This window comes from Microcoleus sp. T2B6 (assembly GCF_036700475.1).
Classification (GTDB): Bacteria; Cyanobacteriota; Cyanobacteriia; order Cyanobacteriales; family Microcoleaceae; genus Microcoleus.
Window position 1 is genome coordinate 1 of record NZ_JAUBOZ010000165.1, and the last position, 10,284, is coordinate 10,284.

A 10,284-nucleotide genomic window follows, 5' to 3' on the forward strand; every position below is an offset into this window, starting at 1 on the left:
TCATCTTTATTTAACGATTTTACTAGCTTTTTCATTTTATCTCTTTTTTGACACATTTGCCAAAGTGAGATGCACCCAAATCTTAGGCCAAAGGCAGTCTCGACGAATTGTAATAAATAACCGCGTAGATATCCGATGCCAAACAATTAATCAGTCGAGCTTTAAGTAAGTTGGCGCGAAAAAACCTAACTATTTTAAAATAAGTAAATACAGAGAATATATCTACTGAGGTAACTCAATATATCGGCGATCGATGCAGGGTATTCCTCACTTAATACCAAGACAAAACTCGATTCAACCTGAGAAGTGCGGATGTGTCGAAAAAATTCAAAGATGCCTGTAGAGGTAATGCCGGTTAAACTCACATCTTGCACCATTCTTAAGAACGGGCAAGATGCCCGTTCCACAAAAGATGAATTTTTTGTGGAACAGGCATCTTGCCTGTTCATAAAAGGATTATTGAGAAGGGTGCAACCTCTCAGTTAAATGTACTTGGCTGCTAGGTAAAAAACAGGACTTACTACGTGAAGAAACCGGGTTTTTGCGTAAGTCCGGCTTATGCAAAACCCCTGCATAATTTACAAAAATTTATATAAATCGCGAATTTCTGGGTGCGGGGACTCTGTTGGTGCTAATATCCACACCCTAGGGTAGATATTTGGGGTTGGTATTGAATGCTAAAATCGTGCGGCGATCGCCAGCACAGTCAATCGATTTTAGATTTTAGATTTTAGATTTTAGATTTTAGATTTTAGATTTTAGAATTGACCCCACGGATAAATTCGGGGGGCAAGTTTCATCGGATACAGGTTTTTTATTTCTGGACGGATGAATCACGTGGCGGGTATCCTGGATGCTTTCGGTCAAAATACCCAGCCACATCCAAACTTTTGCCAACTGCTGCCGCCAACGGCGCCCTTAACCGCCCCAAAATCATGCACTACCAATCCCAGCAGCAACGCCAAAAACACACGACTCAGAAAAAAATTAAAAAAGCTATTTTTTACTGTTTGATAGCAATATTTTTCTGCTGGAGCACCGCGAACCTCGCTACAATTGCCCAAAACACAGCCCAGGGCGGGCCGGGCGGGCAAGAAATGAGAAATTTGCTCGATCGGGGCAACCTCACCGAAGCCGTAACCAGAATCGAACAAAACTGGGAAGAAGACTATCAAAAATACTTTGAACAAGACTTTGCAGCCCGTGCGAAAACCGCTGAAGCAATATCAAAAACTCTCTCCCGTCTAGCAGTTCAAACAAAGAAAAAACCAGCTTTAATTTACGCCATCCCGCGCACTGACCAACTAGAATTAATCTTAATATTGCCCGATCGCCCGCCCATTCTCCGCAGCGTCCCCGAAGCCAAACAAGAGAAACTGCTCTCAGTAGTCAAAGAATTCGGCAGCGAAATCACCAACCCAGTAAAACTCAACACCACCAGCTATCTAGCACCAGCCCAACAACTCTACAAATGGATAGTTGCACCCCTAGAAACAGATTTGCAAACAGCAAAAATTGAAACCTTGCTGTTCTGCGTCGGCGCAGGTTTGCGAACCGTACCCCTAGCAGCAATGCACGACGGAAAGCAATTTCTGATCCAAAAATACAGCCTCTCCCGCATCCCCGCCTTCAAACTCACAGACAGCAATTACACCGACCTCAGAAACGTGCAAGTTCTAGCAATGGGAGCATCAGATTTCGCAGAAACGGCGAACAAAGAACCTCTGCCAGCAGTTCCGTTAGAACTAGGTGCGATCGCCCGACAGTGGCCCGGTCAATCCTTTCTCAACCAAGACTTCACCATAGTAAACTTGCAATCCCAGCGACTGCAACAAAAATACGGAATCATCCACCTCGCCACCCACGCCGAATTCCGCCCTGGAACCCCAAATAATTCCTACATTCAATTTTGGGACACCCAACTCGGTCTCGATCAAATGAGAGATTTAAAATGGAACAATCCGCCCCTCGAACTATTAGTATTAAGCGCCTGTAGAACCGCCTTGGGAGACAAAGAAGCAGAACTAGGATTTGCAGGTTTAGCGCTGCAATCGGGAGCAAAATCAGCCCTCGCCAGCCTGTGGTACGTCAGCGATGCGGGGACTCTCGCCTTGATGACAGAGTTTTACCAGCAGTTAAAAATCAGCAGGCCAAACGACCCTCCAATCATTAAAGCTGAAGCAATGCGGCAAGCACAAATCGCTGCGATCGAAGGCAAAGTGACGATCGAAGGCGGTCAACTGCGAAGTGCGCGAGGCGACATTCCCTTGCCCCCCTCCATCCCCAAACTCGACAGCAAAGATTTATCCCATCCTTACTACTGGGCAGCTTTCAGCATTATCGGCAGTCCTTGGTAAGTTATATCAATTCCGGCGGCTGCGCCGGAATGATCAGCGAGGACACGGCAGTGCCGTTTCCCTACGCCAGATTTATTGTAGGGACTTAGGCACTCGCCGTATCCTGATTTCGGGTGATATTAATTCCGATGCAACCGGAATTGATATAAGTCCCGACTTAGATGCGCCTGGACTTATCGCCTATGAGGCCCGCCCAATTTCGACTAGGCTTTGCGCGACGATCGGCGAATCAGGACACTTATCACTTGTCCCGGCTGTGCGCCTCGCTGTGGCGGACTCCAATCGCCAACAGCCGCAAATCCCAGCCGATATAAGGTGTGGATGGTTTCTAACACGGCCTTGCGGGAACCTAAAACCGTGATTTGCACGACTTCTTGTTCGGATGCTGCTGAGTCGGAATTTGGACGCTCGGACAAGTTATCGTCAGGCAAGAATTCCTGTGACATAATATGGTCTCCTGGTTTTTGGTTTTTTTCTAGAAAAACCCAAAAACCCAGCCGCCCCGCACGGTAACGCAAGCAGGGCGGCTACAGAGAATGCTACGATTCTCAACTAGCCTCCATACTGGTGTACTCAGTTTGGCGGTTAGCTGTCCATTGCTGCTGGTAACAGCTTTGGGCAGTGCAACTAGATTTTCGGGCGACGCGGGCTGCTTCCTCTGCAAGCAAAGCAACCTTAATTTCACAGCGTAGCCGCTTTGGGGGGCAGCCGTCAATCGATATGAGATTTTTGATGTGAGATGCTACCAGATGTTTGGTAAGTTGATCGCTGACAGGGAGACGATCGCACTGCGCGATAATTGTACGTAATATCCGTAGGGAAACGACGTTGCCTTGTCCGGTGCAAGGCTGTACCGACGATCGCAAGGAAGACTTTACGGGAGCGCGCAAGCAGGGCTCTTGACCGAGACAGATGATAGGCTATACAACATAAAGTAATTTAATATCTGTAGCTGTCGCTCAATAAACCACCAACTTGCGATCGAGCGGGAGCCTTCAAGGGGAAACAACAATGAAAAAATTAGAATTTTTGCTACAGAAAGAGGGCGATCGCGCCTGGTTGCCCCTAGAAACCTCCGACGTGGAAATTCTAGAAGGTAAATACCGCGTGGTTGCTCGCATTCAGCACCCCAACACCGACATCGAAATTCGCGTTACCCATACCTCCTTCGACCAAGGGGCGCAGCGGAAAGTCCAAAGCCGATCGGCCCGCACCAACCCCGAAGGATTAGTCGTGATCATTCCCTACACCAGGCTCAAACCCGGACTGTGGGAACTCTCCTGCTTGCCAGATCCCAAATCAACACCACTAAAACCTTGGCAGTACGGCGTTCAGTTGGAAGTATTGCCCGCAGAATCGGAAACCTCCGAACCCCTACCGCCGATCAACCAAATCGAACCTGCTGCTTCCACCGTAGCCCCACAAATTGCAGCACCGGTCGATCCCCCAGCCCCACAAATCGCAGCATCGGTCGATCGCCCCGCCCCACAAATCCCAGCAGCCGCTGAGGCACCGCAGCAAACCAAAATCTACCAATTCCCAATTCCCCAAACCCCCGAACCAAAACCGGGCGTCCAACTCGAACTCCTCCTCGATCGAGAAACCTTCGTCACCCAACTCGGTCGCCCCTTAATCATTTCCGGCAAAATCGACATTCCCCAACACCCCCAACAAAGCAGAAAAACAGCAACTCTCATCCCCGAATCCGAAGCGCTAGAACTCAAACAACTCATCGGTTCAGCACAACTGCAAATTTACCTGCGTGACCCCCAAACCTCAAAAATTCTCGCAGAAATCCAGCAGCCGATGCCAGAACAAGTTCCCCCCTGCATCTTTGCTTGCGTCACCTACATCCCAACCGAGTGCAAAAGCCGACTCATTTTAGGAGAAGCAATTCTCAGCAGCGGCGGCGTCACCCTAGCCACCAAACTATTCACAATTACAGCCCGTTTAGAGCACCTTCTAGAGGAAATTAAAGACAATTTCCTCGAAGAAAAGCATCAAGCCGAACCCTCCCCAACAGCCTCAAAACAGCCTGGAAGCGCCAAAAATCTATCCTTCCTCAAGCTAGTAGAAAAATCATTAGACCCTCCCTCCCCCGCCGAAGTCCCAAGCAAGGAAGCCCTACCCCCTCTACTGGCTTCGCGTCAAACCCCAAGTGTAGGCGGTCTAGAATTGCCCGCATTCGGTAACAAACTGCCCGACAGCAGCCGATCGCAATTGCTCTCGGAAATCTCCGATTCGCCTCGAACTGCCCCAGACTCGCTCGACCCACAAACCAAACCCTCCGACATCCCAAATCCCACTCAAACAGCCGAAATCGGAGCGATCGACCAAAAACCCGAAAACAGCCCTGAATTAAAAACAACAGCCCCAGAAACCCCGCCAGCACCCACAAAACAGGCATTTCAAACCTTAAACGTCCAAAATAGATTTTGGTCGCGACTGAGTTCCCTAGCCAGCAACGGCGAATCCCCCGACTGGCTGAAAGCAACCACCCTGTCACCAACTCCAACAGCCGCCGCCAATAGCAGCGACGAAATTGCCGTTGTGGAAGAAAGCAGCGCAACCCAGCAGCAACCCGAAACCAGCGAAACAATTTCCGATCCCAAATCTACTAGCCCGGAAGCCAGAGAATTTGTGGTTTTTGACGAGCCCCCGCAGCCGAAACAAGTTGCTCAAAAAACCGCAACTGTCGTCGCAGAAGGAACTCCCCCAACTCCCTACGTTTTGCCAGAAGACGAGTTAGTACCGATGCCCATTTTGGAATTGCCACGCGCCGAAATTATCGCGGGCCAGGCTGTAAAAGTGCAAGTGCAACTCCCGGAATTAATGCCCCGGATTTATGTGAAAGTTTGGGTGTACGATCGGCAAACCTACCTGATTCTCGACGGGCCGCGCTGGATTACCGAATTTAAAGCTAACGGGTTTGGAAATGTTAGAGCAAGTGTCGAGTTAGAGATTCCCTACGGCTGCATGGAAGTCGAATTTGAGGCGATCGCCGTCGAAATGCAAACTCAGCGGGAAAGCCACAAAATAAGCGTTCACCGCCAAGTTTTACCGCCAGCCGGGCCAACTTTACCCCTCGAAGGGTAAGCCCAAATCCGCGTGCATCCCCGTTCATCCGCTAACATCTGCGGTTAAAAAATCCGGCGTTGCTGAATCAAGGTATGAATGCTCCAGGAATGGGAATATCGTGAAATTTCAAGTAATGTATTAATAACTTAATAGAATGCTTGAGCATTTTCTCACATTTAGAATAACAAAGAGTCTTGCGATGTAGTCTGGCTATCCGGATGTCTTAGTCTTGTATTTTCCCCTTCTAAGGAGTGTCATATAAGTCTTACTGATAATGTGATCCCATCAGGAATAAACATGGGATATACAGACCATCCATCAGTTACAGAAAAGTAGCATTTCTATGCACTTACTTTGTCCCATAATGGTTCAAATGTCTTAGCACACACGATCCCCTAATACCCATCCTAAAATTCCTGGTTGAAAGTGGTCAACCGCTGTCCACAACCAGATTTTGTTTGTTTTTTTTTACATAAGTTTGTAATTCATCGAGTTCACCAACTTCTGGAATTACTTCAGGGTCATAAACATCTGGTAACAGTTTTCCGACTGGTTTTACCCAATTTATTACGCCCGGTATGATGAACTCCCTTAACTCGTTCTATCGCCCGTAAACCCATACCATTGACGTACATTTTTAGGCAATCACGTTTGATGCTCTCGCTATAACCAAGGGTGGGGTTCATACTGATTAATGAATTGACGACAACATTGGACACAAATGTGATTCGGTTTTCCTTTCTTCTTGCCGTTTTTACGGATATGGGTTGATTTACATTCTGGGCATTGCATAAATTATTCCTCCTATTCATACTCTAACTCAGCAACGCCGAAAATACTTTTTGACTCCCGGAATGTTAAATAAAAATTCCGTGAGATCCGCATCCGAGTAATCGTTACAAGGCAGGTCAATAATAAAGTCGAAGTCTTGAGAATTAGCAAATTTGAGAACATCTCGCCAAACAATTCTATCTGCATCCATCACGAGAAAATTTTGCCAAGGACTTTCCCAAAAGGGAATCATATGACTTTTTCCCCAACCAAAGCTTCTTTTTCTCAGAAGTGGCTCAGAGACGCTATCGTGATTAATGACGCGCACTCCGTAAGCTTTTTCTAGGGGAGTCACGGAAAACGTACCGTCAATCAACAGGCAGATGGGAACATCTCCCAGGAAATATCGGATGCTAGCACAGCAACCCTTTGCAAACAAATAATCTTGGTCGCAGCAAGCAATAATAACCCCAAAATCTTCCGTAAACCGTCACTATTTTACTAACTTGCCTAGCCACAGCGTTTCGGTTTTTTGTTCTGAAAGCAGCTCGATTTTCAACTTTTGCATTTTAGCCAGCAGCTTAGCACTAAACTTCTGCGATCGCCCGTAGACAAAAACATCGCTAAAACCCCTAGGAATATTGGGTATAGTTGGTCTGTCAAACAACTGAGCTCGACGGCGCGCTTCCGGGTCAAGCAACACCAACTGCAGCCGCACTCAAACAACAAAAAAGTTGTGTTAAAATAGCGGGAAATTAAACCCGCCGACGGGCAGTCTCAAAAATGGCGATCGCCCTGGCAAGTCCCGACGGCAGCGGGCATCAAAAAACCAAAATGGGTCAAGCCTGAACTTGGGTTTCGATCGGGTCAATCTACCAGCCTTGAGGTCTCAGTTCCCCACTCATGGCGTGAAAATAGCCCCTGCCGGGTCGCGAGGTTTAAAGTTAGGTTAAAAAGCTTGACATTATAGGATATAAAGCTGTATAAGGGATGCGACACGCAGCCACAATCCTACCTATAACTGTCTGTTAAGTCTGGCGTAACCGAGAACTCTGGGCAGTTGTCAGTTAGAGGCAGATTGTGGTCGAACCCCTAGAACCAGTTGTCGCTCGCCCCCAGAGCAACTCAAGCAAGTCGGGCGATCGAGAGCAATTGCTAGGATGATATTTTCCTAGACTTTTAGGTAATACTCATAACAATTGGTGTAGACTGAAGTAGCCTGCATAAAACCATCAGTAATGATGACTTGGACTTTCTCTCACTTCTCTCAAGCTTTCGCTTGAGAGCATCTCTGTAATCCTTGCGGTTCGAGGTTGGTCAAAACCAGTGAAGAATACACCTCCAAAATTTGTGCAAAATACGGTGAGAGCCGTAAAAGTTAGGTGGCTCTAAAATTTTTCACTGCCCCAACTGTGGTTAGAAAACACCCAGTTTGAGTAGCGCTTTAGGGATTTTCCTTAAAGCTTTGTGAGATACCACCATGCTCTGGGACTTGTCTGATGAGTGTGCTATATTCGGATTCTCTCAGGTTGTCGGAGATTGTCTGGATTAAAAGTATCAGATGAAATTAGCAGGTGATGGTATAATCAACCGTAATGTAATGTGGGCTTGACCTGAATTGATGCCTGGGCGGTACAAGGGCCCAGCCCGCTACGTTCAAGCAGAAGTAGACACGCCTACTGTGAATCAACGGTGAATCAACGGTGAATCAACGGTGAATCAACAGTTATGGATAGGTTCTATTTTGGCAGTTATTGTCAACAGGCAAGCAACCACAAAAATTAGCAGTTGGGAATTGCTGCTCGTCGAGTTGAATAGAGTGTGAAGGTGTGAGGAAAATGAACAGAACTTTTTGGAATTTACTGCTAGTATCCCCGGCAATTCTGGGGCTATCATCAGTCATGAGTGCCACTGCGATCGCCGCAGAAGTGACCGCAACCGCTGAAGCCAACCAGGTAGCTACAGCTCAGTCATCTGAGTCAAAAATTGCAGAAATAGTTGGAGAAATAGTTGCAGAACCAGTTGCAGCAGCCCCTGCTGCCCCAGAAAAGCTGGCTTTAAACAGCAGCGTCGAAGCGGCCCAAACCCCGCTCGTCAACGAAGCAGACGCTGAAAAACTCGCCTTAATCGAACCACAAACCAGCGAAGCAGCACTGCAAACAACACTGCAAACAACAGGGAGCGACATCGAGTTAGCAGCCCCAATCGCTCCGGCCAGCGCGGCAGCAGCGACTGAACCCCTAGCAGCAGCAGGCACAGCCGAACCGGCTCCCCAAGCATCAGACTTGGCAGTGCAAAGCAGCCAGACAGAAGTTGCGGGGAAAATTGAAGTGCCAGCAGTAGCCAGCACCCCAGCTACTACCCCAGCTACTACCCCAGCTACTAAGGTAGAAATTGCTCAGACACCAGCCGCCGGAATGGGCGGTCCGATCGTCCCTGTCGCTCCCCAAGCGCTGCCGGCCCAACAGTCGGGAACCATGTCCCAGGTGACATCAGTCTCTCAGCTCTCCGACGTGCGCCCGACAGATTGGGCATTCCAAGCCCTGCAATCCCTAGTCGAACGCTACAGTTGTATCGTAGGTTATCCCGACGGCACCTACCGCGGCAACCGCGCCCTGACTCGCTACGAATTTGCAGCCGGCGTCAACGCTTGCTTAGACAACATAACCAAACTAATTGGGTCAACAGGTAACTTGGTTACCCGAGACGACTTAGCCATCCTGCAACGCCTGCAAGAAGAATTTGCAGCCGAACTCGCTACCCTGCGCGGACGAGTAGACGGCCTAGAAGCTCGCACCGCAGAACTCGAAGCCAACCAGTTCTCCACCACAACCAAATTGGCTGGAGAAGCCATTTTTGCCGTCAGCGACACCTTCGGAGATGGTGTCGGCCTTCACGACGACAAAACCTCTACCAACTTCGGCTACCGGGTGCGGTTGAACTTCAACACCAGCTTCACCGGTCGAGACTTACTCAGAACCCGCTTGCAAGCAGTCAACACCGCCCGCTACGATAGAGCCACGGCTACTGGTACCAACATGGCTCGCTTGGCCTTTGACGGCGATGATGGCAGCCAATTCACACTAGACGAAGTGTACTATCGGTTCCCGATGGGTGCCGCTACAGTCTTTGTCGGTCCTAAAGGACTTGACCTAGATGAAATTGCAGACCAAGCTTCTACCTTTGGTAACTCTACGAGTTCGGGTTCACTTTCCAGATTTGGAGTACGCAACCCGGCAGTATTCCGCGGCCCGCAGGGAGCAGGCGCAAGTGTGACTTTCAACTTGGGCAGCTTCCGAGCTACTGCGGGCTATCTCGCTGGCGACAGCGACGCTCCCAACCCCGCAAACGGCAGGGGCGTTTTCAACGGTTCTTTCAGCGCTCTGGGTCAGATAGGCTTTTTTAGCAGACCGTTTGACTTGGGCTTGACTTACACCCGGAAATACAATCGGGCAGGCGATGTTAACCTCATGGGCGGCGTCGGCAGTGCCTTGGCTAACCAGCCATTCGATCGACCAGCCACTGCTACCGAGCCCAGATTTCAACCACCCACTGCATCAGATAACTTTGGCGTGCAAGTTAACTTCAAACCCAGCAGTCGCTTTCAGATTGGCGGTTGGTACGGTTATACCAAGGCTGAACAACTGCGGGGTGGCAAGAATGACGCTACCATCCAGAATGGTGCTATCACTGTGGCCCTGGGAGATTTTGCCCGACAAGGCAACGTCCTCGGCTTCGTCTTCGGTGTACCGCCAAAAGTTACCGAGAGTGATGTCGCCAGAAACCGCAACACCTCTTATCACTTAGAGGGTTTCTATCGCTTCCAAGTCAATGACTTTATTTCGGTGACACCGGGCGTTTACGTGATTCTGAATCCCGAACACAACAACAGAAACGAGGATATCTGGGTCGGACTCCTCCGTACAACCTTTAGTTTCTAAGGTTTCCAGACATCTAGTTACAGCTAAAAGCGGCAGGCGACTGCCGCTTTTATTTAGGGCTTGCTGAATAATCGATCGCAAACTAAGAACAGGAGTGATCGATATATTCAAGCAGAGTTATATATAAGTTTTTTCGG

General features: G+C 48.8%; 8 protein-coding genes and 1 pseudogene. 3 read left to right on the forward strand and 6 right to left on the reverse strand.

The window, feature by feature from the left end:
• Nucleotides 1–194: 194 nt before the first annotated feature.
• Nucleotides 195–449 (reverse strand): hypothetical protein, encoded by a 255-nt coding sequence (locus tag QUA00_RS34900; protein WP_333145116.1) that lies wholly within the window; start codon nucleotides 447–449, stop codon nucleotides 195–197.
• A 486-nt stretch (nucleotides 450–935) separates the two neighbouring features.
• On the opposite strand from QUA00_RS34900, the gene QUA00_RS34905 reads away from it, so the two are divergent.
• Nucleotides 936–2,357, forward strand: coding sequence for a CHAT domain-containing protein (locus QUA00_RS34905; RefSeq protein WP_333145117.1), 1,422 nt, complete (start codon nucleotides 936–938; stop codon nucleotides 2,355–2,357).
• A 203-nt stretch (nucleotides 2,358–2,560) separates the two neighbouring features.
• Here QUA00_RS34905 and QUA00_RS34910 read toward each other — a convergent pair whose 3' ends face one another.
• Both QUA00_RS34910 and QUA00_RS34915 read right to left on the reverse strand, forming a co-directional pair.
• On the reverse strand, nucleotides 2,561–2,803 hold the full coding sequence (locus QUA00_RS34910; protein ID WP_333145118.1) for a hypothetical protein: 243 nt from the start codon (nucleotides 2,801–2,803) through the stop codon (nucleotides 2,561–2,563).
• Nucleotides 2,804–2,905: 102 nt separating this feature from the next.
• Nucleotides 2,906–3,247 (reverse strand): hypothetical protein, encoded by a 342-nt coding sequence (locus tag QUA00_RS34915; protein WP_333145119.1) that lies wholly within the window; start codon nucleotides 3,245–3,247, stop codon nucleotides 2,906–2,908.
• A 121-nt stretch (nucleotides 3,248–3,368) separates the two neighbouring features.
• Here QUA00_RS34915 and QUA00_RS34920 point away from each other — a divergent pair, with 121 nt between their 5' ends.
• Nucleotides 3,369–5,453, forward strand: a complete 2,085-nt coding sequence (locus QUA00_RS34920; RefSeq protein ID WP_333413086.1) for a hypothetical protein — start codon at nucleotides 3,369–3,371, stop codon at nucleotides 5,451–5,453.
• Between the two features lie 67 nt (nucleotides 5,454–5,520).
• Here QUA00_RS34920 and QUA00_RS34925 read toward each other — a convergent pair.
• The 3 genes and pseudogenes from QUA00_RS34925 to QUA00_RS34935 form a co-directional block, all read right to left on the reverse strand.
• Nucleotides 5,521–6,227 (reverse strand): annotated as a pseudogene (locus tag QUA00_RS34925) (IS1 family transposase).
• Between the two features lie 28 nt (nucleotides 6,228–6,255).
• Nucleotides 6,256–6,645 carry a hypothetical protein gene (locus QUA00_RS34930; RefSeq protein WP_333413087.1) on the reverse strand — a complete coding sequence of 130 codons (390 nt, stop codon included), beginning with the start codon at nucleotides 6,643–6,645 and terminating at the stop codon, nucleotides 6,256–6,258.
• A gap of 54 nt (nucleotides 6,646–6,699) precedes the next feature.
• Nucleotides 6,700–6,924: a hypothetical protein gene (locus QUA00_RS34935; RefSeq protein WP_333145123.1), complete on the reverse strand. Its 225-nt coding sequence runs from the start codon at nucleotides 6,922–6,924 to the stop codon at nucleotides 6,700–6,702.
• Between the two features lie 1,120 nt (nucleotides 6,925–8,044).
• Between QUA00_RS34935 and QUA00_RS34940 the strand changes: the two genes are divergently transcribed.
• Entirely contained in the window at nucleotides 8,045–10,147 is a 2,103-nt protein-coding gene (locus QUA00_RS34940) for an iron uptake porin (protein ID WP_333145125.1), read from the forward strand.
• The last annotated feature ends 137 nt before the right edge of the window (nucleotides 10,148–10,284 follow it).

Coding starts and splice junctions, on each gene's coding strand:
- QUA00_RS34900 (WP_333145116.1), bottom strand. CDS start 449: ATGAACAGGCAAGATGCCTGTTCCACAAAAAATTCATCTTTTGTGGAA.
- QUA00_RS34905 (WP_333145117.1), top strand. CDS start 936: ATGCACTACCAATCCCAGCAGCAACGCCAAAAACACACGACTCAGAAA.
- QUA00_RS34910 (WP_333145118.1), bottom strand. CDS start 2,803: ATGTCACAGGAATTCTTGCCTGACGATAACTTGTCCGAGCGTCCAAAT.
- QUA00_RS34920 (WP_333413086.1), top strand. CDS start 3,369: ATGAAAAAATTAGAATTTTTGCTACAGAAAGAGGGCGATCGCGCCTGG.
- QUA00_RS34940 (WP_333145125.1), top strand. CDS start 8,045: ATGAACAGAACTTTTTGGAATTTACTGCTAGTATCCCCGGCAATTCTG.